This window comes from Staphylococcus sp. AtHG25 (genome assembly GCF_003217445.1).
Classification (GTDB): domain Bacteria; phylum Bacillota; class Bacilli; order Staphylococcales; family Staphylococcaceae; genus Staphylococcus; species Staphylococcus haemolyticus.
This window is the reverse complement of record NZ_QJSN01000008.1, coordinates 13,243-36,076: the sequence shown is the minus strand read 5'-3', so window position 1 is coordinate 36,076 and position 22,834 is coordinate 13,243. Positions and strand designations below refer to the sequence as shown.

The window sequence follows — 22,834 nt, the reverse complement described above, 5'->3', positions numbered from 1 at the left end:
GAATGTTAGAACAACAAACTAATAATGAGCATCAAATACATATTGATGTGTTACCTACAGATAAATTTAAGACAACTTTGATTACCTTTAAATTTATGGCAACTTTAGAATATGAAACTATTACAGCACGATCATTGTTAAGCAAGTTGTTAATACGTGCTACAAAAAAATGGTCCACGGATAAAGTATTTATTAAACATCTATCTGAACTATATGGTGCATACATACATAGTTTTGTCTCAAAATTTAAAGATAAACATGTTATCACTATCTCGTTAGAAATAGTTAACGAACGCTATTTAAAAGATTCAACACCCTTATTTGAAAAAGGATTAAATGTACTATATGAAGTGATAATGAATCCACTTATAGAGAATAATGCCTTTAACACAACGTTTGTAAATCAAGAAAAATCATTATTATCAAAGAAAATTGAAGCTGTAATTGATAATAAAGCACAATATTCTTTCTTGAATTTATTAAAATATATGTTTAAAGATGAACCTTATCGTCATTTAGCGACAGGTCAGATTGAAAAAATTAGTACAATCACACCTGAAAATTTATATAATACATATCAAAACATGATTAGTAATGACCTATGTTCCATTTATGTAGTAGGTAACGTAAATAAACAAGAAGTTAAACAATTAATTCAATCTAAATTTACGATTAATCCATTTAAAATAGCGAAAACTAATCAACTTAATTTAAAAGATTCATGTTCAGAAACACAATATATAGTTGAAGAAGATGAAGTTGATCAAGCTAAATTAAATATGGGTTATCGTTTTCCAACACGATTCGGGGTAAATGATTATTATGCATTGGTTGTATTAAACACGATGTTCGGTGGCGATCCATCATCTGCATTATTTAATGAAGTGCGTGAAAAGCAAAGTCTAGCATATTCAATACACTCTCAATTAGATAGTAAAAACGGTTATCTTTTTGTATTAAGCGGTGTTTCAGCAGATAAATATGAACTTGCTAAAGATACAATTTTAGAGGAGTTTGATAAGTTTAAACGCGGTGAATTTGATATAGATAAATTAGAACTTGCTAAAAAAATTATCATTTCTCATAGGCACGAAATAACCGATCGACCTAAAAGTATCATCGAGGTCATGCAAAATCAACTACTGTTAGATTATAAACAAACAGACGAAAGCTACATAGATCACATTCAAAAAGTAACAAAGGATGATGTGATATCAATGGCTAATAAAGCAGAACTAGATACGATATATGTACTTACAAAGGGGGATCATTCTTAATGAGGGAAACATACTATGAATTGATTGATGAACGTGTTTTTGAACATGAATTAACTAATGGTTTACGTTTATTTGTTATCCCAAAAAAAGGATTCCAAAAGACATTTGTAACGTATACTACTCAATTTGGCTCTCTCGATAATACTTTCAAACCTCATAATCAAAATGATTTTGTGACCGTGCCAGATGGTGTCGCTCACTTTTTAGAGCATAAGTTATTTGAGAAAGATGATACTGAAGATTTATTCACTGCATTTGCCAATGATAATGCTCAAGTAAACGCATTTACTAGTTTTGATCGCACTAGCTATCTGTTCAGTGCAACAGATAATGTTGAAAGGAATATTTTAAGATTATTAGAAATGGTTGAAACGCCTTTCTTTTCTAAGGAAACGGTAGATAAAGAAAAAGGTATTATTGCTGAAGAAATAAAGATGTATCAGGAGCAACCTGGTTATAAAATTATGTTTAATACTTTACGTGCTATGTATCAAAATCACCCTATTAAAGTTGATATAGCAGGAAGCGTTGAAAGCATTTATAACATTACTAAAGATGATTTATATTTATGTTATGAAACATTTTATCATCCATCAAATATGGTGTTATTTGTCGTTGGAGATGTCAATCCTGAAAACATACGTGACATAGTTGAAACTCATGAAAATAAAAGGGATAAAACGAATCAGTCTAGCATTGAACGAGCAACTGTTGATGAACCAACAAATGTTATAACACCTTTTGTTTCAGAAGAAATGAAATTACAATCTCCTAGATTAATGTTAGGTTTTAAAAATGAACCAACTGAAGCTTTACCACATGAATACGTACAACATGATTTAGAAATGACACTATTTTTCGAATTAATATTTGGTGAAGAAACTGAATTTTATCAGACTTTATTAAATGAAGATTTAATAGACGAATCTTTTGGATATCAATTTGTACTCGAACCTACATATTGTTTTTCAATTATCACCAGTGCAACGCAATATCCAGATAAGTTAAAAGAAGTGTTGTTAAGAGAGCTAAACAAGTATTGTGGTAATCTTGATGATCAAGAAGCATTTGAATTGTTGAAAAAACAATTTATTGGGGAATTTATTTCAAGTTTAAATTCTCCTGAATATATTGCAAATCAATATTCTAAATTATACTTTGAGGGCGTCAGTGTATTCGATATGTTAGATATTATAGATAATATAACATTAGATAGTATTAATGAAACTGCATCTAAATTTTTAAATATCAATAATATGGTTGATAGTCGATTGGAGCCTAAAGCTTAATGAGAGCGTTAGTACTTGGTGGGTCAGGCACTATTGGAACAGCAATTGTAGAGCGTTTATTAGAAGAAGGTAATGAAGTAATTATTCAATATTTTCAATCAGATTTAAAAGCATTACAAGATAAGTACAAAGGCAAAGCAGTCGAATTTATACAAGTTGATTTAACGCAAAATATTGATTTGGAAACTACGTTTGCTCACATCAAACATTTAGATTGTTTGATATACAGTAGTGGTACAGCTTTGTATGGCTTATTGCAAGATATGTCAGATAAAGATATTGATCTTAGCTATAACATTCATGTTAAGCAGTTAATTAGATGTTGTCGTTATTTTATAGACTTAATACGTCAAAGTGAGTTTGGTCGAATTATTGTTATTTCATCCATTTGGGGTGAAACAGGTGCGAGTATGGAAACAATTTACTCGGCAATGAAAAGTGCACAAATCGGTTTCGTCAAAGCGCTAAGTCAAGAATTAGCGATGACTAATGTCACTGTTAATGCTATCACGCCTGGTTTTGTAAGTGGAAATATGTCACAAGTTTTTAATTCAGATGAATTGAAAGCTATATTAGCAGAATTGCCTCAGCAAAGAATGATTAATCCTTGTGAAATTGCGCATACGTGTGCTTATCTATGGAATCCTTTGGCGAAAAGTATTACTGGAACTGTCCAAAAAGTAAACGGTGCTTGGTATATTTAAGTTGTGACAATTGAGGATGTGATAGTATTTAACGTCACTACTCTATTAGCTATAGTAAATTTCCCTTACACAGTAAAAAAAGATTTTTGAACCAAGTTCTAAATGCTATAATATGATTACTAATTTTAATATTCCGATGGTAGGTTACCATTTAAAACAAGGGGCGGATATTGATGACAGTAGCCGAAAAGAAAGAATGGTATCTTGAATATGAAATCACAGTTAACCGAGCAGGTTTACTGGGTGATATTTCGAGTTTACTTGGTATGTTAGGTATAAGTATCGTTACGATTAATGGGGTTGATCAAGGTCGACGGGGTTTATTAATTAAAACGGACAGTCTTGAGAAAGTTAATCGCTTTGAACATATAATCAATGAGCTTAGTGAGATAGAAATTACTAAATTAAGAGTACCTGAATTACGTGATAGATTGGCTGTTAGACATGGACGTTATATTGAACAAGACGCCGATGATAAAAAAACTTTTCGTTTTGAACGTGAAGATTTAGGTTTATTGGTAGATTTTTTGGCTGAACTATTTAAAGAGGAAGGTCATAAATTAATTGGTATCAGAGGTATGCCGCGTGTCGGAAAAACAGAATCAATCGTAGCAGGAAGTGTATGTGCGCATAAGCGATGGTTATTTATTAGTTCTACATTGATTAAGCAAACTGTACGAAGCTCTCTTATTAAAGGAGAATATGATTCTAACCATGTTTATATTATTGATGGCGCTGTCACTGCTAGAGAATCAAACCCTAAGCATCAAGAATTAGTGCGAGAAGTAATGACCTTACCATCAATCAAAGTGGTTGAACATCCAGATTTATTTGTGGAATCGGGTAATTATAGCATGGATGATTTTGATTATATTATTGAATTAAGAGAAAATGAAAATCAAGAAATTGAATATGATCAAATGAAACAACAAACAGTTAAAAGTAAAAACACGCTAGACTTTGGAGAAGACATGTTTGGCGGAGGATTTGGATTTTTTGAATAGTGGTTGTGGAGGCTTTTAGAAGTGAAGACAATTGGTGAAACATTAAAAGGTAGACGTGAAAGGCTAGGAATGACGTTAGCAGAATTAGAAGAGCGCACTCAAATTAAACGTGATACGTTGAAATTAATCGAACAAAATCAGTTTGATAAATTAGCTAAAGTTGATTACGCAGAGGGTTTTATTCGACGTTATGCGAGTGTGGTAAATATTGATTCACAACAACTGATTCAAGCGCATCAAGAGGAAATACCAGATAGTCAACATCAATTGAATGAGTTTTTATACAGATATCATAATGATGATGCGCCTACATATCGTACTAAGAGTAAAGAACCTTTACAATTAATGATAATTATTGGTGGCATTATTGTAATAACTTTTATCTTATGGGTCTTAGCTGTGTTACTATTATAAAATGAGAGATAAATTTAGAAATGAGGCTTTAACATGAATATTCCAAATCAAATTACGGTTTTCAGAGTAATACTAATTCCGTTTTTCATATTATTTGCTCTAGTAAACTTTGGATTTGGCAATGTATCTATTTTAGGTGGATTTGAAATCCGTATTGAACAACTTATTGCTGCTATCATTTTCATTGTAGCTTCTTTAAGTGATTTCCTAGATGGGTACTTAGCTAGAAAATGGCAACTTGTAACTAATATGGGTAAATTCTTAGATCCACTAGCTGACAAATTGCTAGTTTCCAGTGCACTAATTGTTATGGTTCAATTAGGACTTACAAATTCAGTAGTAGCAATCATTATAATTGCACGTGAATTTGCTGTTACAGGATTACGTCTATTACAGATTGAACAAGGGTTTGTTAGTGCTGCTGGTCAATTAGGTAAAATTAAAACTGCTGTGACTATGGTTGCAATTATTTGGGTTTTATTAGGTGATTTATTAGCAACATGGATAGGCATCCAAATTGGACAAGTATTACTTTATATAGGTGTTTTATTCACGATTTTATCTGGTATTGAATACTTTTATAAAGGTAGAGATGTTTTCAAACATTAAATTAGTGAAATATAACCAAGAATGATAGTGATAGAAAGATAATTCTATTCCTATTTATTCTTGGTTTTTTAGTTCAATTTTTAGAATAAATGTCATACTTTGCATTATAATGATAGATGTTGTGTAAGAATTATCGTTAGGGGGATAAATGGACATGAATATTTCAATAATAGCTGTTGGATCTGAGTTATTATTAGGACAAATTGCTAATACGAATGGACAATATTTATCAAGATTATTTAATAGTATTGGTAAAAGTGTTGTCGAACATACTGTGATTGGCGATAATCCTCAAAGATTAGAGTATGTTATCAAAGAGGGGTTAAAACGTTTTGATACACTTGTATTTACTGGGGGATTAGGACCTACAAAAGATGACTTAACAAAGCATACTGTTGCGAAAGTGCTTGGTAAAAATCTTGTGACAGATACAAATGCATTAGAATATATTGAGAATTATTTTAAAGAACAAGGACAAGAAATGACACCCAATAATAAGCAACAAGCTTTGGTTATTGAAGGTGCAAAAGTATTACAAAACAAATATGGGATGGCACCTGGTATGTTTGTGGAATATGAAGATAAGAAAGTCATTTTATTACCTGGCCCACCAAGTGAAATGCAACCAATGGCAAAGAATGAGTTATTACCTTATTTAATGGATGAAGATAGAGTTATACACTCAGAACAATTAAGATTCGCTGGAATTGGAGAATCTAAAGTTGAAACAGAGTTAATGGATTTAATTGATAGTCAAGATAATCCAACCATTGCTCCATTAGCTGGTACGCATGAAGTTTATATTAGATTAACTGCTAATGCAAATACAGAAAATGAATGCAAAAAGTTAATTGCACCTACTAAAGAGAAGATTCTTGCAAGAATAGGTGACTATTATTACGGTTCGGATGATATCGTTATTGAACAGGCATTAATGAATATTATAAATAAAAGTTTCAGCATATATGATGGCGTGACCAATGGTGCACTATATACACGTTTGAAAAACCAAGATTTAAATCATTTTTTGAAAGGACAACTACCTGATTCATCAGTCTTTGTTTCTGATTTTGATGATATTGTAGATAAATTAAAATATGTATCTCAATATGTAAAAGATTTATATAAAACTGATTGGGGTATAGCGTTATTACACGATCAAGAACAAGTTTATCTTGGATACTATGATGACAGTGTGTTTAAATATGAGACATTTAAAATGCCTCTAAAACGAAATATTTTAAAAAGCAGAAGTCAAAATTATGCCATGATAAAGTTAATAAATTGGTTTAAATAGTTATTATTTTTGAAAACTAGAGTATTCATTTAGTACGTTTGTTCGATTTTATCTTGTCTAACATTGTTAAAAGCGAACAAATATTCGCAAAATGCTTGTAATTAGATTCAATTGAATGTATAGTATTAATTAAGATATTAATACGATGATTAACTCATTAATAGGAGGTTTCGCTTTGGATAATGATCGTCAAAAAGCTTTAGATACAGTTATAAAAAATATGGAAAAATCATTCGGTAAAGGTGCCGTTATGAAACTAGGCGATAATAAAGGACGCCGTGTTTCAAGTGTTTCAAGTGGTTCAGTTACATTAGATAACGCACTAGGTGTAGGTGGATATCCTAAAGGTAGAATTATAGAGATTTATGGACCAGAAAGTTCTGGTAAAACAACAGTAGCTTTACATGCTATTGCAGAGGTACAAAAGAACGGTGGCGTTGCTGCATTTATCGATGCCGAACACGCACTTGATCCGGTATATGCAGAAGCATTAGGTGTAGATATTGATAATTTGTATCTATCACAACCAGACCATGGTGAACAGGGTTTAGAGATTGCTGAAGCTTTCGTTCGAAGTGGTGCGGTTGATATTGTAGTAGTTGACTCTGTTGCTGCATTAACACCTAAAGCAGAAATTGAAGGTGAAATGGGCGATACGCATGTAGGACTTCAAGCTCGCTTAATGTCACAGGCGTTACGTAAATTATCTGGTGCAATTTCAAAATCAAATACAACAGCCATTTTCATTAATCAAATTCGTGAAAAAGTTGGTGTAATGTTTGGTAACCCAGAAACTACACCTGGTGGACGTGCATTAAAATTCTATAGTTCTGTTCGTTTAGAAGTTCGTCGTGCTGAGCAGTTAAAACAAGGCCAAGAAATTGTTGGTAACAGAACTAAAATTAAAGTTGTCAAAAACAAAGTTGCACCACCTTTTAGAGTCGCTGAAGTAGATATTATGTATGGTCAAGGTATCTCTAAAGAAGGTGAATTGATTGATCTTGGTGTTGAAAATGACATCGTAGATAAATCAGGTGCATGGTACTCATATAATGGTGATCGAATGGGTCAAGGTAAAGAAAATGTAAAAACATACCTTAAGGAAAATCCTCAAGTTAAAGAAGAAATCGATCGTAAGTTACGAGAAAAACTCGGTATTTTCGATGGAGATGTTGATGAAAAAGAAGAAGATGCACCGCAAACCTTATTCGATGAAGAATAGTATTTACAATTTTAATTATTGGAGTGAATATTTCGCTAACTATATAGCGATAAAGTTTTAGTAAAATACGTCAGTTCACTAAAATTTACTTTTATTATATGAAATAAGCCTGCTACATTTGATAAGCTACCCCAGTATTAAGCATTGAATAAATGAAATACTAGGAGGCAGTTTTTATCACTTAACATTGTAGTAGGATTTTTGTTTTTATATAAACTTACATATAGTAAGTAATATATGTAAATTCTAAATACAGTGCAATTTCATATCTTGACACTAACAAGTTAATAAACGTACAATTAATATGTATAGTTATTATACATTTATAAAAATCATAAAGAGATTTTGATATACAAAGCAAATACCTAGAAAAAGGAGGTGTTTATGTGAATTTATTAAACCTCCTACTCATTTTGCTGGGGATTATTCTAGGGGTTGTTGTGGGGTATTTTGTAGCCCGAAATTTATTGCATCAAAAGCAATTACAAGCTAGACAAACTGCTGATGATATTATCAAGCAAGGTCAAAAAGAAGCTGATAATATCAAAAAGGAAAAATTATTAGAGGCAAAAGAAGAAAACCAAATCATAAGAGAACAAACTGAATCAGAACTACGTGAAAGACGTGGTGAGCTTCAAAGACAAGAAGCCCGACTTCTTCAAAAAGAGGAAAATTTAGATCGAAAATCTGATCTTCTCGATAAAAAAGATGAGATTTTAGAACAAAAAGAATCTAAACTTGAAGAAAGACAACAACAAGTAGATGCAAAAGAGAGTAGTGTTCAGACATTAATAATGAAGCATGAACAAGAATTAGAACGCATCTCCGGTCTCACTCAAGAAGAAGCTGTAAATGAACAACTTCAAAGGGTTGAAGAAGAACTGTCACAAGATATTGCAGTACTTGTTAAAGAAAAAGAGAAAGAAGCTAAAGAAAAAGTTGATAAAAAAGCAAAAGAATTATTAGCTACTACCGTTCAAAGATTAGCTGCTGACCATACAACTGAATCAACAGTTTCAGTAGTTAATTTACCAAATGATGAGATGAAAGGTCGTATCATTGGTAGAGAAGGTAGAAATATTAGAACTTTAGAAACATTAACAGGTATTGATTTAATCATTGATGATACACCAGAAGCGGTTATTTTATCTGGTTTTGATCCAATTAGACGTGAAATCGCGCGTACAGCATTAGTTAATTTAGTCTCAGATGGGCGCATCCATCCAGGCAGAATTGAAGAAATGGTAGATAAAGCTAGAAAAGAAGTAGATGACATTATTAGAGATGCTGGTGAACAAGCAACATTCGAAATCAATGTTCATAATATGCACCCAGACTTAGTTAAAGTCTTAGGTCGTCTAAATTATAGAACTAGTTATGGTCAAAACGTCTTGAAACATTCTATTGAAGTGGCGCATTTATCTGGAATGCTAGCTGCTGAACTAGGAGAAGATGTTAGCTTGGCCAAACGTGCTGGATTACTTCACGATGTTGGTAAAGCGATAGATCATGAGGTTGAAGGTAGCCACGTAGAAATAGGTGTTGAATTAGCTAAAAAATATGCAGAAAATGAAACTGTAATTAATGCTATTCACTCTCATCATGGTGATGTTGAACCTACTTCTATTATTTCAATTCTGGTAGCAGCTGCTGACGCATTATCTGCGGCTAGACCAGGTGCTCGTAAAGAAACGCTTGAAAACTATATACGTAGATTAGAACGCTTAGAAACACTTTCTGAAGGTTATGATGGTGTAGAAAAAGCATTCGCTATTCAAGCAGGTCGAGAAATTAGAGTTATTGTTTCCCCTGATGAAATAGATGACTTGAAGTCATACAGACTGGCTAGAGACATTAAAACGCAAATAGAAGATGAATTACAATATCCTGGTCACATCAAAGTGACAGTTGTAAGAGAGACAAGAGCAGTAGAGTATGCGAAATAGTTTTTAACAGATCCAAATTTTGGGTCTGTTTTTTTCTTTTGTTTTCTTTTCAGTTAAAATTCAATTATTAATTGAATTTAATAAAGTAGGTGAAATGTTGTCATTAAAAAAGAGTGAGATTGAATTCATTACGAATTCATAGTCTCACTCCAAATAGATGACTAGAACCAAAAAGTACAAACTAATTGAGGACATACTCAAAGTTCAATCATTTAATATAAATTTTCATTGTAAACTTAAACTATTTGATGTTTATGCTTATCCTTAATTGATAGTCTTATATATTATTTAAGTTGTAAATCTGTTTTTCTTAATTCAGAAATTATTTCTGCTGTATCATAGCAATTAGTAGCAATATTTGAATATCTTTCAGCTAAACGATAAGCGTTGATGTATAATTCAAGACTTTCTTTAGCGATATCTTCTGCATCTTCAGATTTAGATGGATTAGATTTTACCACTAATTCTGCAAACTTCTCTGGATCAATATTAATTGACATGTAAATTTTACAACTCCTATTACTTTTGATAAACCTATCTTAACATATGTTGTATACATGCTAAAGCAAATAGATATCAAATTTAAAAAGAGTATGAATATCCTCTTTTATTATAGACCTATATGAATTAAACTATTTTTATGAGAGGATGAACATTCAATGAGGATATTATTTATTGGAGATATCGTAGGTAAAGTTGGAAGAAATGCGATTGCTGAATATTTACCTAAAATAAAACAATCATATAGACCTACTGTAAGTATCGTTAATGCTGAAAATGCAGCGCACGGTAAGGGTCTAACTGAAAAGTTATATAAACAATTATTAAGAGATGGCGTAGATTTCATGACGATGGGTAATCATACATACGGTCAACGTGAAATTTATGACTTTATTGATGATGCAAACAGAATGGTAAGACCCGCTAATTTTCCAAGTGAAGCACCTGGTGTAGGCATGAGATTTATTCAAATTAATGATATTAAATTAGCAATTATTAATTTGCAAGGCCGTTCATTTATGCAAGATATCGACGACCCTTTTAAAAAAGCTGATCAACTTATTGAAGAGGCTAAAAAAGAGACTAATTTTATATTTGTTGATTTTCATGCAGAAACGACATCAGAAAAAAATGCAATGGGATGGTATTTAGATGGTAGAGTAAGTGCGGTAGTTGGTACGCATACACACATTCAGACTTCAGATGAACGTGTACTACCGAATGGCACAGGGTATATTACTGATGTTGGTATGACAGGATATTACGATGGTATATTAGGTATTAATCGTGATGAAGTAATAGAGAGATTTATCACAAGCTTACCACAACGTCATGTTGTGCCGGATGATGGAAGAAGTGTTCTATCTGGTGTTATTATAGATTTAGATAAAGATGGAAAAACAAAGCGAATTGAAAGAATTTTAATTAATGACGATCATCCATTTAATAAATAATTTAAAAGAAATTTATAGATGAACGAATATAGTCCATTAGTATGAATTTAAATAATTGCCACTGTTGTCATAGTAAGACGGTGGTTATTTTTGTTATGATTTATTATGAATTAATTCCACAGGAGGCATATGATATGAAATCACAAATATCATGGAAAGTGGGCGGACAACAAGGTGAAGGTATCGAATCGACTGGAGAAATCTTTGCCACAGCAATGAACCGTAAAGGTTATTATTTATATGGATATAGACATTTCTCAAGTCGTATAAAAGGTGGACATACTAATAACAAAATTAGAGTATCTACTGCACCTGTACATGCAATCAGTGATGATTTAGACATTCTAGTGGCTTTTGATCAAGAAACGATTGAATTGAATCATCATGAAATGCGTGAAGATAGCATTATTATTGCTGATGCAAAAGCTAAACCGACAAAACCTGAACAATGTCGTGCTCAACTTATTGAATTACCTTTTACTAGCACAGCTAAAGAATTAGGTACTGCATTAATGAAAAATATGGTTGCTATAGGAGCAACATGTGCAATCATGGATTTAGATACTGCAACATTTGAAACCCTTATAACTAATATGTTTACTAAAAAAGGTGAAAAAGTTGTAGAAATGAACATTGAAGCTCTAAATCAAGGTTATACATTGATGAAAGAACAATTAAATGATTTACAAGGAGACTTCAAACTACAAACGACTGGAGAGAATCCACACTTATATATGATTGGTAATGATGCCATTGGATTAGGTGCGATTTCAGCTGGTTCTCGTTTCATGGCTGCTTATCCAATTACACCGGCATCTGAAATTATGGAATATATGATTGCAAACGTCCCAAAAGTAGGCGGTACGGTAGTACAAACTGAAGATGAAATTGCTGCAGCCAATATGGCAATTGGTGCTAATTATGCAGGTGTCAGAGCATTTACTGCTAGTGCTGGTCCAGGTTTATCACTTATGATGGAAGCCATAGGCCTATCAGGTATGACTGAAACACCTTTAGTCATTATTAATACTCAACGTGGTGGACCATCTACAGGTTTACCAACCAAGCAAGAACAATCAGATTTAATGCAAATGATTTATGGTACGCATGGAGATATACCTAAAATAGTAGTTGCTCCTACAGATGCTGAAGATGCATTCTATTTAACTATTGAGGCTTTTAATTTAGCCGAAGAATATCAATGCCCAGTAATTATATTGAGTGACTTACAATTATCGTTAGGTAAACAAACAGTCGAACGCTTAGATTATAATAAAATTCAAATACATCGTGGCGAGTTATTACAATCTGATATTGAACGTGAAGAAGACGATAAACAATACTTTAGAAGATATGCATTAACAGGAAATGGAATATCACCTAGACCAATTCCGGGCGTTAAAGGTGGCATACACCATGTAACTGGCGTTGAACATAATGAAGAAGGTAAACCGAGTGAAGCGGCTGAAAATAGACGTCAACAAATGGAAAAAAGAATGCGTAAAACATCAAATATACTAATTGAAAAGCCTGTTGAGTTAGATGAGCATCATGAAGAAGCGGATATTCTATTTATAGGATTCATATCTAGTAAAGGTGCAATTCAAGAAGGCGCAGAAAGACTAAATGCTCAAGGTATAAAAGTAAATACAATGCAGATTCGACAACTACATCCTATGCCGAAAGATGTCATTCAAGAAGCTATCGATAAAGCATCTAGAGTTATTGTTGTTGAACATAATTATCAAGGTCAACTTTCAAATATCCTTAAAATGAATACAACTATTCAAGATAAATTAATAAATCAAATTAAGTATGATGGAACACCTTTCTTACCTCATGAAATTGAATCTAAAGGACAAAAAGTAGTAAGCGAAAGTAAGGAGTTGGTATAATTGGCTACATTTAAAGATTTTCGAAATAATGTGAAGCCAAATTGGTGCCCCGGTTGTGGTGATTTCTCAGTTCAAGCAGCTATTCAAAAGGCGGCAGCTAATGTAGGGTTAGAGCCAGAGGAAGTAGCAATTATTACTGGTATAGGTTGTTCAGGACGACTATCTGGTTACATTAATTCATACGGTGTACATGGCATACATGGACGTGCTTTACCATTAGCGCAAGGTGTTAAAATGGCTAACAAGGATTTAACAGTTATTGCTTCTGGTGGTGATGGCGATGGATACGCTATTGGTATGGGTCATACCATACACGCCTTAAGACGAAATATGAATATGACTTATATTGTTATGGATAATCAAATTTATGGCTTAACTAAAGGTCAAACGTCGCCTTCATCTGCAGTAGGTTTTGTTACTAAATCTACCCCTAAAGGTAATATCGAGAAGAATGTTGCACCACTCGAATTAGCTTTATCATCAGGCGCTACATTTGTAGCACAAGGCTTTTCTAGTGATATTAAAGCATTAACTAAACTAATTGAGGATGCGATTAACCATGATGGTTTTTCATTTGTAAATGTCTTTTCACCATGTGTAACATACAACAAAGTAAACACATATGATTGGTTTAAAGAACATTTAACTAGTTTAGAAGATATCGAAGGCTATGATACTTCAGATAAACAATTAGCAATGAAGACTGTTCTAGATCATGAATCACTAGTTAAAGGTATTGTATATCAAGATACTGAAACACCATCATATGAGTCTCAAATTGAAGAATTAAATGAAAGTGCATTATCTAAACGCGATATTCATATAACAGAAGAAGATTTTAATAACTTAACTGCTCAATTTGTATAGAAATTGTATGAGCTCACTTTAAAACGCCTTAAGTTTTGAAGTGAGTTTTTTTATAACTTTAAATTTTTTTATGGAAAATAATAACACCATAGTTTAATGATGTATAGAAAATATTAAAATATTTTAGTTTAAGTAATCATTGTTAAAAATCATTTAAATACTTTTTAGAACCTATAAAATGGGAAAGAATAGTAATAACACTATACTTAAGAGAGGTTTTTACAATGGATAAATATCATTCTATGAAAGAATTACAAAATGAGACAATTGAGAATGAGGATTGGGAGATAATGACTGAAGATAGAGATAGTGACGTAACGATTTTGGCAATACATGGTGGTGGAATTGAACCAGCCACTTCTGAAATTGCTAGGGTCATTGCTAATGAAGGGCAATTTAATTATTTCGTCTTTAACGGTATTCGAACAAAAGGAAACAATGAATTGCATGTGACATCTATAAACTATGATAATGATATCGCAATGAACTTAGTAAAATCTAGTGAACGTGCTGTGACAATTCATGGATGTCTTGGTGAAGAAGACGTTGCTTATATCGGTGGTAAAGATAATCAATTAAAAGAGCGTATTGCTAATGAATTAAATCAAATAGGTGTAGAAGTTAAAGAAGCACCGAATCACATGTCTGGTGTTCAAGATGATAATATAGTTAATTGTACGAAAAATGAAGTTGGGGTACAAATAGAATTAACATCTAGTTTAAGAAAGTCTTTATTTAAAAATAATAAGTTTAATCGTAAAAGTAGAATGGATGAATCAAATTGGGATGATAAAATGTATGATTTTGGCCAAGCAATTAACTCGGCAATTAATTAAGGCAAGTTAAATAAGGGCGTGGTAAAATTAAGGTAATAATATTGAATGAGGTGATTGTTAATGCAAGACACATTAATGAGTATTCAAATCGTTCCGAAAACGCCAAACAATGAAGACGTTATACCTTATGTAGATGAGGCAATAAAAATTATTGATGATTCTGGATTGCATTTTAGAGTTGGCCCACTTGAGACCACAGTTCAAGGTGATATGAGCGAATGCTTAATTTTAATCCAAAAATTGCATGAACGTATGGTTGAATTAGAATGTCCGAGCATTATAAGTCAAGTTAAGTTCTACCATGTACCAGCTGGCATCACAATTGAAACGTTAACAGGAAAATTTGATAACGAGTAAGTAAAGTTTAAATGAGATAAGCCTAAGACATAAATCTGTGTCTTAGGCTATATTTTTTATAATGGCAGTAGTTGACTGATCTAAAAAACCTATAACAAGCTTTTTTAATGCTAGTCAATCTTGCTTTGCTAAGATTACATCTAAATAAATATTGTAAAAATATTATTTCTATCCCACCCTATTCCACTTTTTAAATGACAAATTTATTAACTATTTCAACTCTTTTTGCACTTTATTATTAATTTTAATATAATTAACTAATGATATAAGGGCATATAGAAAGGAATTTTTTAAAGTGAACGAAGAACAAAGAAAAGCTGGTACGATAAATATCCTTGATGAACGCGATAGAAAAGTAGAAAAAGATTATAGTAAATATTTCGAAAAAATTTATCAACCACCTAGTTTAAAAGAAGCACGTAAACGTGGAAAACAAAATATAAATTATAATCGTGACTTTCATATAGAAGACAAGTTTGAAGGGATGGGCAAAGGTCGCACATTCTTAATAAAAACATATGGCTGCCAAATGAATGCACATGATACTGAGGTAATGGCAGGAATATTACAAGCCTTAGGATATACTGCCACAGAAGATATCAACGAAGCGGACGTTATTTTGATAAATACATGTGCGATTCGTGAAAACGCTGAAAATAAAGTGTTTAGTGAAATTGGTAACTTAAAACATTTAAAAAAGAATAGACCAGAAGCATTAATTGGTGTATGTGGATGTATGTCACAAGAAGAGTCAGTAGTAAATAAAATACTTAAATCATACCAAAATGTGGATATGATTTTTGGAACTCATAATATTCACAAATTACCTGAAATTTTAGAAGAAGCATACCTATCTAAAGCAATGGTTGTCGAAGTTTGGTCTAAAGAAGGCGACATTATTGAAAACCTTCCTAAAGTACGTGAAGGTAGTACAAAAGCATGGGTTAATATTATGTATGGTTGTGATAAATTCTGTACATATTGCATTGTACCCTTTACTAGAGGTAAAGAACGCAGTCGTAGACCAGAAGATATTATTGAAGAAGTTCGCGGTTTAGCGAGAGATGGTTATAAAGAAATAACTTTGCTTGGTCAAAATGTAAACTCATATGGAAAAGATATTAAGGATTTAGAGTATGGATTAGGAGATTTATTAGAAGATATTTCCAAAATTGATATTCCAAGAGTACGTTTTACTACTAGTCACCCATGGGATTTTACAGATAGAATGATTGAAGTAATAGCTAAAGGTGGCAATATTGTACCTCATATCCATTTACCCGTGCAATCAGGAAATAATGCTGTATTGAAAATTATGGGACGTAAATATACAAGAGAAAGTTATTTAGATCTAGTTAATAGAATAAAAAAATCAATACCTAATGTAGCTTTAACTACTGATATCATTGTTGGATATCCAAACGAAACTGAAGAACAATTTGAAGAGACACTATCACTATATGACGAAGTTCAATTTGAGCACGCTTATACGTATTTATACTCTCAAAGGGATGGTACACCTGCCTCAAAAATGAAAGATAATGTTCCTAAAGACGTTAAAAAAGAACGATTACAACGTTTAAATAAAAAAGTAGGACATTATTCAGAAAAAGCTATGAATCAATATGAAGGCAAAACTGTAACTGTTCTATGTGAAGGTTCAAGTAAAAAAGATGATACAGTTTTAGCAGGTTATACCGAAAAGAACAAGTTAGTTAACTTTAAAGGTCCACGTGAGGCAATCGGTAAGTTAGTAAATGTTGAAATTGATGAAACAAAACAATATTCATTAAATGGTACATTCAAAGAATTTAACGATGCACCATTGGTGACAAATTAAATGTATAGTAAAGATGATATTTTAAAACAAGCCGATCAACTCACGAGTAAAATTCAAAATTTAGATCTTATAAAATCTTATCAAAATATAGAGAAACAAATTCATGAAAATCGTAATATTGAAAGTAAAATGAATCGCTTAAAAAAACAACAAAAGCAATCTGTTAATTTTCAAAATTATGGGAAACAACATGCTTATCAACAATCAGAAAATGAAATTGAAGCGCTAGAACATGAAATTAATGAATTACCAATAGTGGAAGAATTTCGTTCTGCTCAGTATGAAGCAAACGATTTATTACAACTAATGATAAGCACAATGGAAGATCGTTTGAATGAACATAATGAGGATGAACATAAGGATTAATGGAAGAAGGGGATACGCACTATGAACAATAGAAAATTGACACTTACTGCACTGTTAATTGCCACTAATGTTGTATTAAGCAGTATTATTATCATACCCTTAGGTCCTGTCAAAGCAGCACCTGTTCAACATTTCATCAATGTGTTATGTGCAGTATTTGTAGGGCCATGGTACGGTTTAGCTCAAGCATTAATTTCATCAATCATAAGAAATTTATTTGGTACTGGTAGTTTTTTTGCATTTCCTGGCAGTATGATTGGCGTGCTATTGGCTAGTGTATTCTATATGTATAGAAAACATATCTTTATGGCTGCTGTTGGTGAAGTAATTGGTACAGGCATTATAGGAAGTCTTTTATGCATACCAATGGCGTGGGTTTTAGGTATGCAAGATTTCTTTGTCAAACCCTTAATGATAGCATTTATTATTTCAAGTTTTATCGGAGCTGCTATTAGTTATTTCTTACTTATAATGTTGAAAAAAAGAGGTTTACTAGATAGATTTAAACAATAATAGTTTGGAAATAAGAGATTGATTTAGTTGATTTGAGATTATCATTCCAAAATAAAGTACAGTCGTTTATGAAACGTATGTGTTCTATATTTTGTTGTGATAATCTTTTTTATTTGTAAATTAAGATGAATCATTTTTTAACTAAACTCTAAAAAATAAATAAAATCAATAAAATGAACTCACGAGCGTTGTAACATTTCATATGTTAAAATATATGAGTTAAAAGCATGTAATAAATCGGAAAAAATTAGTAAGGTTGTGAAAATATGTCAAACACGACACCGATGATGCAACAATATTTAAAAATTAAATCGCAATATCAAGATTGCTTATTATTCTTCAGATTAGGCGATTTTTATGAAATGTTTTTTGAAGATGCTAAAGAAGCGTCAAGGGTATTAGAAATTACATTAACTAAAAGAGATGCTAAAAAAGAGAATCCAATACCTATGTGTGGTGTTCCGTATCATTCCGCTAATAGCTATATTGAAACATTGATAAATAATGGTTATAAAGTAGCAATTTGTGAACAAATGGAAGATCCTAAACAAACTAAAGGTATGGTAAAACGCGAAGTAGTTAGAGTTGTAACACCTGGAACAGTCATGGAACAAGGTGGTATGGATGAAAATCAAAATAACTACATTTTAAGTTTCATTAAACAAGATAGTAACTACGCCCTTAGCTATTGTGATATTTCTACAGGAGAGTTAAAAGCCACTCAAATTGAAGATGAAGATACATTGATTAATGAAATTGTAACTATTAATCCTAATGAAATCGTTGTTAACCAAGAAATTGATGAAAATCTTAAAAAGCAAATCTATTTAACTACAGAAACTATAACAATTAGAGAATCTATTTCCGATGCAAGCTATGAAGTGAATCAATTAACTAATAATCATATGTATCTAGCAACACAACTATTACTCGATTATGTTTATCATACTCAAAAACGAGATTTGTCTCACATAGAAACTGCAATAACGTATGCTGCAGTGGATTTTATGAAGATGGACTACTATGCTAAAAGAAATTTAGAATTAACCGAAAGTATTAGATTAAAATCTAAAAAAGGAACACTTTTATGGTTAATGGATGAAACTAAAACGCCGATGGGAGCACGTCGCCTTAAGCAATGGATAGACAGACCATTAATCAATAAAGAAAGAATTGAAGAAAGACTAAGTGTAGTAGAATCATTCATAAATCACTTTATTGAGAGAGATACATTACGAGGATATTTAAATCAAGTATATGATATAGAAAGACTTGTTGGCCGTGTCAGTTATGGCAATGTCAATGCGCGTGATTTAATTCAACTTAAACATTCAATTTCAGAGATACCTAATATTAAATCTTTACTTGAAAGTATGAATGACGTAGCATCAAATCAATTTAGTTCCCTTGAACCATTAGAAGACTTATTACAAGTGTTAGAAGATAGTTTAATCGAAGAACCACCTATTTCCATTAAGGATGGTGGTCTATTTAAACAAGGCTTTAGTAAACAATTAGATGAATACTTAGAAGCTTCTAAAAATGGAAAAGATTGGTTAGCACAATTACAAGCTAAAGAAAGAGAGCGTACAGGTATTAAATCTCTTAAAATCAGTTTTAACAAAGTGTTTGGTTATTTTATAGAAATCACACGAGCAAATTTACAAGGATTTGAACCTAGTAAATTTGGCTATCACCGTAAACAAACATTGTCCAATGCCGAACGCTTCATTACAGATGAATTGAAAGAAAAAGAAGATATTATTTTAGGTGCAGAAGATAAAGCGGTAGATCTTGAATATCAACTATTTGTTCGCCTAAGAGAACACATTAAAACGTACACTGAAAGACTACAAAAACAGGCTAAAATCATTTCTGAACTTGACTGCCTACAAAGTTTTGCTGAAATTGCACAAAAATACAACTATGTTAAACCTGAATTTAGTGATAATAAAACGCTAAGCTTAGAGAACTCTCGCCATCCTGTTGTTGAACGTGTGATGGACTACAATGACTATGTACCTAATGACTGTAAATTAGATAAAGATAACTTTATATATCTAATAACTGGTCCTAACATGTCTGGTAAGTCAACTTACATGAGACAAGTAGCAATCATAAGCATCATGGCTCAAATGGGGGCTTATGTTCCTTGTGATAAAGCAGAATTACCAATATTTGATCAAATATTCACTCGTATAGGTGCTGCAGATGATTTAGTATCAGGAAAAAGTACATTTATGGTAGAGATGTTAGAAGCACAAAAAGCATTAACTTACGCAACAGAAGATAGTTTAATAATCTTCGATGAAATTGGTAGAGGAACTTCAACATATGATGGGCTAGCGTTAGCTCAAGCAATGATTGAATATGTTGCTCAAACATCTCATGCGAAAACTTTATTCTCAACACACTATCATGAACTTACGACTTTAGATCAAGCACTACCAAATCTTAAAAATGTTCATGTGGCTGCGGATGAATACAAAGGTGAATTAATCTTCTTACATAAAGTAAAAGATGGTGCTGTAGATGATAGTTATGGTATTCAAGTAGCGAAACTAGCTAACTTGCCAGATGAAGTTATTAACCGTGCACAAGTTATATTAGATGCTTTTGAACAAAGTCAAAATGCTTCTGATAATGAAGAGTATTCTAACATTACTGTTCTTAAAGATTCAGCCTCAGTGGAAGGGTTTGCAGATTATGACGCACAAAATGCAAATAACAATGATAAAAAGTCTCAAACAACAAAGTATACAAATGAGAATGAATTTGAGCAAGCGTCATTCGATTTATTTGATTCAGAAACAATGACTAGTAAAATTGAGGAACAGATTAAAAATCTTAATATATCAAACATGACGCCTATTGAAGCATTACTAAAACTAAGTGAATTACAAAACCAATTGAGATAGAGGTGTTTGAAAATGGGCAAAATTAAAGAACTACAAACCTCTTTAGCTAATAAAATAGCAGCAGGCGAAGTAGTAGAGCGTCCAAGCTCAGTTGTGAAAGAATTGCTAGAAAATGCAATCGATGCTAAATCGACAGAAATTAATATTGAGGTAGAACAATCAGGTATATCCTCAATTAGAGTAGTAGATAATGGTACTGGAATAGAACAAGATGATTTAGATTTAGTGTTTCATAGACATGCCACGAGTAAATTAGATGCCGATGACGATTTATTTCATATCAGAACGTTAGGATTTCGTGGGGAGGCATTAGCAAGTATATCTTCAGTTGCTAAAGTCACACTTAAAACTTGCACTGATAGAGAAAATGGACATGAAATCTATGCAGAAAACGGAGAGATTTTAAGTCGTAAACCTGCTAAAGCTAAAAAAGGTACAGATATTACTGTTTCATCACTTTTCTACAATACACCAGCTCGCTTAAAATATATTAAAAGCTTATACACAGAGTTAGGTAAAATTACAGATATTGTGAATCGGATGGCAATGAGTCATCCTGATATACGAATTTCATTAATATCTGATGGAAAAACGTTATTAAAAACGAATGGTTCAGGTAAAACAAATGAGGTTATGGCAGAGATTTATGGTATTAAAGTAGCTAAAGATTTAGTGCACATTCAAGGTGATACAAGCGATTATCACCTTGAAGGCTTTGTGGCTAAGCCAGAACACTCAAGAAGTAACAAACATTATATATCAATTTTTATAAATGGAAGATATATTAAAAATTTTGTACTAAATAAAGCTATTATTGAAGGTTATCATACATTACTGACAATAGGACGCTACCCGATATGTTATTTAAACATAGAAATGGATCCTATATTAGTAGATGTGAACGTCCATCCAACTAAATTAGAAGTCAGATTATCAAAGGAAGAGCAATTGTATCAATTAATAGTTGAGAAAATCCGTTATGCATTCAAGGATAGAATTTTAATTCCGCAGAACGATTTGGATAGAACGCCTAAAAAAAATAAAGTCTTAAATCAATTTGAACAACAAAAATTAGACTTTGAAAGAAGGCAGCGTAACTCTAATCAAGACAAAAAAAATTCTCAATATTATGATATGAGTGAATCTGAAGTACAAAATCCAAATTTAGATAATAATGAGTTAATTAATGAAAGTACGGAAAGCTTCGTACATAATAATAAACGTTCAGATGACAAAGATTACTTCCAAATTCAAAAAGAAATTTTGAATGATTTAGACAAAGGTGATGCATTATCATTAAATGACGAGTCTACAAACGATTCAGAAGAAGTTGTAACTGAACAAAACAATAGTGATGAAGCATCATCGAAAGCTTCTCAAACATTATACAGTCAGCAAGATAATAATGATATTAAAGGTAAAGTGAGTAACACACCATCTCGACGTGTTCCATATATGGAAGTCGTAGGACAAGTGCATGGCACTTATATCATTGCTCAAAATGAGAATGGCATGTTTATGATAGATCAGCATGCTGCACAAGAACGTATCAAATATGAATATTTTAGAGAAAAAATTGGTGAAGTGACTAATGAAGTTCAAGATTTATTAATACCCCTAACATTCCACTTTTCAAAAGATGAACAAATGATTATTGATCAATATCAAGATGAATTAGACAAAGTGGGTGTTCATTTAGAGCACTTTGGCGGTCATGATTATATCGTTAATAGTTACCCAGTTTGGTTCCCAAAAGCTGAAGCTGAAGAAATTATTCAAGATATGGTTGAGTTAGTATTAAACGATAAAAAAGTAAATGTTAAAAAAATGCGTGAAGATGCTGCCATCATGATGAGTTGCAAAAAATCAATAAAGGCAAATCATTATTTAAAAAATAATGAAATGGCGGATTTGATTGATCAGTTACGTGAAGCAGAAGATCCATTCACTTGTCCTCATGGCAGACCTATAATCATCAATTTTTCAAATTATGAACTTGAAAAACTATTTAAACGTGTAATGTAGA

Annotated in this window: 20 protein-coding genes; 19 read left to right on the top strand and 1 reads right to left on the bottom strand. The window is 32.0% G+C overall.

The window, feature by feature from the left end:
- Positions 1–2 precede the first annotated feature (2 nt).
- The 9 genes from yfmF (at position 3) to rny (ending at position 9,762) form a co-directional block, all read left to right on the top strand.
- On the top strand, positions 3–1,277 hold the full coding sequence (yfmF, locus tag BDW31_RS07425) for an EF-P 5-aminopentanol modification-associated protein YfmF (protein WP_053024907.1): 1,275 nt from the start codon (positions 3–5) through the stop codon (positions 1,275–1,277).
- The gene (gene yfmH / locus BDW31_RS07420; protein ID WP_053024908.1) at positions 1,277–2,566 is read left to right on the top strand and encodes an EF-P 5-aminopentanol modification-associated protein YfmH; all 1,290 of its coding nucleotides are present in this window, start codon (positions 1,277–1,279) and stop codon (positions 2,564–2,566) included. Before yfmF ends, yfmH begins: the two co-directional genes overlap by 1 nt.
- Positions 2,566–3,270 (top strand): elongation factor P 5-aminopentanone reductase, encoded by a 705-nt coding sequence (gene ymfI / locus BDW31_RS07415; protein WP_037551608.1) that lies wholly within the window; start codon positions 2,566–2,568, stop codon positions 3,268–3,270. Before yfmH ends, ymfI begins: the two co-directional genes overlap by 1 nt.
- Before the next feature lie 173 nt (positions 3,271–3,443).
- A complete protein-coding gene (locus BDW31_RS07410) occupies positions 3,444–4,274 on the top strand; it encodes a YmfK family protein (protein WP_037551607.1) in 831 nt (276 codons plus the stop codon).
- Between the two features lie 21 nt (positions 4,275–4,295).
- Positions 4,296–4,688 carry a helix-turn-helix domain-containing protein gene (locus BDW31_RS07405; RefSeq protein WP_053024909.1) on the top strand — a complete coding sequence of 131 codons (393 nt, stop codon included), beginning with the start codon at positions 4,296–4,298 and terminating at the stop codon, positions 4,686–4,688.
- 33 nt (positions 4,689–4,721) lie between these two features.
- Positions 4,722–5,297, top strand: coding sequence for a CDP-diacylglycerol--glycerol-3-phosphate 3-phosphatidyltransferase (gene pgsA, locus BDW31_RS07400; protein WP_053024910.1), 576 nt, complete (start codon positions 4,722–4,724; stop codon positions 5,295–5,297).
- 154 nt (positions 5,298–5,451) lie between these two features.
- Positions 5,452–6,594, top strand: a complete 1,143-nt coding sequence (locus BDW31_RS07395; protein ID WP_110709470.1) for a CinA family nicotinamide mononucleotide deamidase-related protein — start codon at positions 5,452–5,454, stop codon at positions 6,592–6,594.
- Between the two features lie 175 nt (positions 6,595–6,769).
- On the top strand, positions 6,770–7,816 hold the full coding sequence (gene recA, locus BDW31_RS07390) for a recombinase RecA (RefSeq protein ID WP_037551602.1): 1,047 nt from the start codon (positions 6,770–6,772) through the stop codon (positions 7,814–7,816).
- Positions 7,817–8,202: 386 nt separating this feature from the next.
- Positions 8,203–9,762, top strand: coding sequence for a ribonuclease Y (gene rny / locus BDW31_RS07385; RefSeq protein ID WP_011275913.1), 1,560 nt, complete (start codon positions 8,203–8,205; stop codon positions 9,760–9,762).
- Between the two features lie 284 nt (positions 9,763–10,046).
- On the opposite strand, the gene BDW31_RS07380 is transcribed toward rny, so the two are convergent.
- Positions 10,047–10,262, bottom strand: coding sequence for a hypothetical protein (locus BDW31_RS07380; protein WP_037537291.1), 216 nt, complete (start codon positions 10,260–10,262; stop codon positions 10,047–10,049).
- Positions 10,263–10,421: 159 nt separating this feature from the next.
- On the opposite strand from BDW31_RS07380, the gene BDW31_RS07375 reads away from it, so the two are divergent.
- The 10 genes from BDW31_RS07375 to mutL all read left to right on the top strand — a co-directional run bounded on the left by BDW31_RS07375 (position 10,422) and on the right by mutL (position 22,833).
- Positions 10,422–11,216: a TIGR00282 family metallophosphoesterase gene (locus BDW31_RS07375; protein WP_053024911.1), complete on the top strand. Its 795-nt coding sequence runs from the start codon at positions 10,422–10,424 to the stop codon at positions 11,214–11,216.
- A gap of 134 nt (positions 11,217–11,350) precedes the next feature.
- Positions 11,351–13,111: a 2-oxoacid:acceptor oxidoreductase subunit alpha gene (locus BDW31_RS07370; protein WP_053024912.1), complete on the top strand. Its 1,761-nt coding sequence runs from the start codon at positions 11,351–11,353 to the stop codon at positions 13,109–13,111.
- Complete coding sequence (locus BDW31_RS07365; protein WP_037537287.1) at positions 13,112–13,978, top strand: 2-oxoacid:ferredoxin oxidoreductase subunit beta; 867 nt, start codon at positions 13,112–13,114, stop codon at positions 13,976–13,978. It abuts the gene before it with no gap.
- Between the two features lie 224 nt (positions 13,979–14,202).
- Positions 14,203–14,814 carry a poly-gamma-glutamate hydrolase family protein gene (locus tag BDW31_RS07360; RefSeq protein ID WP_037551600.1) on the top strand — a complete coding sequence of 204 codons (612 nt, stop codon included), beginning with the start codon at positions 14,203–14,205 and terminating at the stop codon, positions 14,812–14,814.
- A gap of 60 nt (positions 14,815–14,874) precedes the next feature.
- Positions 14,875–15,171, top strand: a complete 297-nt coding sequence (locus BDW31_RS07355) for a thiamine-binding protein (RefSeq protein ID WP_037551599.1) — start codon at positions 14,875–14,877, stop codon at positions 15,169–15,171.
- Positions 15,172–15,466: 295 nt separating this feature from the next.
- On the top strand, positions 15,467–17,011 hold the full coding sequence (gene miaB / locus BDW31_RS07350; RefSeq protein ID WP_037551598.1) for a tRNA (N6-isopentenyl adenosine(37)-C2)-methylthiotransferase MiaB: 1,545 nt from the start codon (positions 15,467–15,469) through the stop codon (positions 17,009–17,011).
- On the top strand, positions 17,012–17,377 hold the full coding sequence (locus BDW31_RS07345) for a YlbF/YmcA family competence regulator (RefSeq protein WP_037551597.1): 366 nt from the start codon (positions 17,012–17,014) through the stop codon (positions 17,375–17,377).
- Between the two features lie 21 nt (positions 17,378–17,398).
- A complete protein-coding gene (thiW, locus tag BDW31_RS07340) occupies positions 17,399–17,890 on the top strand; it encodes an energy coupling factor transporter S component ThiW (RefSeq protein WP_037551596.1) in 492 nt (163 codons plus the stop codon).
- A gap of 266 nt (positions 17,891–18,156) precedes the next feature.
- The gene (gene mutS / locus BDW31_RS07335) at positions 18,157–20,808 is read left to right on the top strand and encodes a DNA mismatch repair protein MutS (protein WP_110709463.1); all 2,652 of its coding nucleotides are present in this window, start codon (positions 18,157–18,159) and stop codon (positions 20,806–20,808) included.
- 12 nt (positions 20,809–20,820) lie between these two features.
- The gene (mutL, locus tag BDW31_RS07330) at positions 20,821–22,833 is read left to right on the top strand and encodes a DNA mismatch repair endonuclease MutL (RefSeq protein ID WP_053024914.1); all 2,013 of its coding nucleotides are present in this window, start codon (positions 20,821–20,823) and stop codon (positions 22,831–22,833) included.
- Position 22,834: the final 1 nt, after the last annotated feature.

Coding starts and splice junctions, on each gene's coding strand:
- yfmF (WP_053024907.1), top strand. CDS start 3: ATGTTAGAACAACAAACTAATAATGAGCATCAAATACATATTGATGTG.
- yfmH (WP_053024908.1), top strand. CDS start 1,277: ATGAGGGAAACATACTATGAATTGATTGATGAACGTGTTTTTGAACAT.
- ymfI (WP_037551608.1), top strand. CDS start 2,566: ATGAGAGCGTTAGTACTTGGTGGGTCAGGCACTATTGGAACAGCAATT.
- BDW31_RS07410 (WP_037551607.1), top strand. CDS start 3,444: ATGACAGTAGCCGAAAAGAAAGAATGGTATCTTGAATATGAAATCACA.
- pgsA (WP_053024910.1), top strand. CDS start 4,722: ATGAATATTCCAAATCAAATTACGGTTTTCAGAGTAATACTAATTCCG.
- BDW31_RS07395 (WP_110709470.1), top strand. CDS start 5,452: ATGAATATTTCAATAATAGCTGTTGGATCTGAGTTATTATTAGGACAA.
- BDW31_RS07380 (WP_037537291.1), bottom strand. CDS start 10,262: ATGTCAATTAATATTGATCCAGAGAAGTTTGCAGAATTAGTGGTAAAA.
- BDW31_RS07375 (WP_053024911.1), top strand. CDS start 10,422: ATGAGGATATTATTTATTGGAGATATCGTAGGTAAAGTTGGAAGAAAT.
- BDW31_RS07370 (WP_053024912.1), top strand. CDS start 11,351: ATGAAATCACAAATATCATGGAAAGTGGGCGGACAACAAGGTGAAGGT.
- BDW31_RS07360 (WP_037551600.1), top strand. CDS start 14,203: ATGGATAAATATCATTCTATGAAAGAATTACAAAATGAGACAATTGAG.
- BDW31_RS07355 (WP_037551599.1), top strand. CDS start 14,875: ATGCAAGACACATTAATGAGTATTCAAATCGTTCCGAAAACGCCAAAC.
- BDW31_RS07345 (WP_037551597.1), top strand. CDS start 17,012: ATGTATAGTAAAGATGATATTTTAAAACAAGCCGATCAACTCACGAGT.
- thiW (WP_037551596.1), top strand. CDS start 17,399: ATGAACAATAGAAAATTGACACTTACTGCACTGTTAATTGCCACTAAT.
- mutS (WP_110709463.1), top strand. CDS start 18,157: ATGTCAAACACGACACCGATGATGCAACAATATTTAAAAATTAAATCG.
- mutL (WP_053024914.1), top strand. CDS start 20,821: ATGGGCAAAATTAAAGAACTACAAACCTCTTTAGCTAATAAAATAGCA.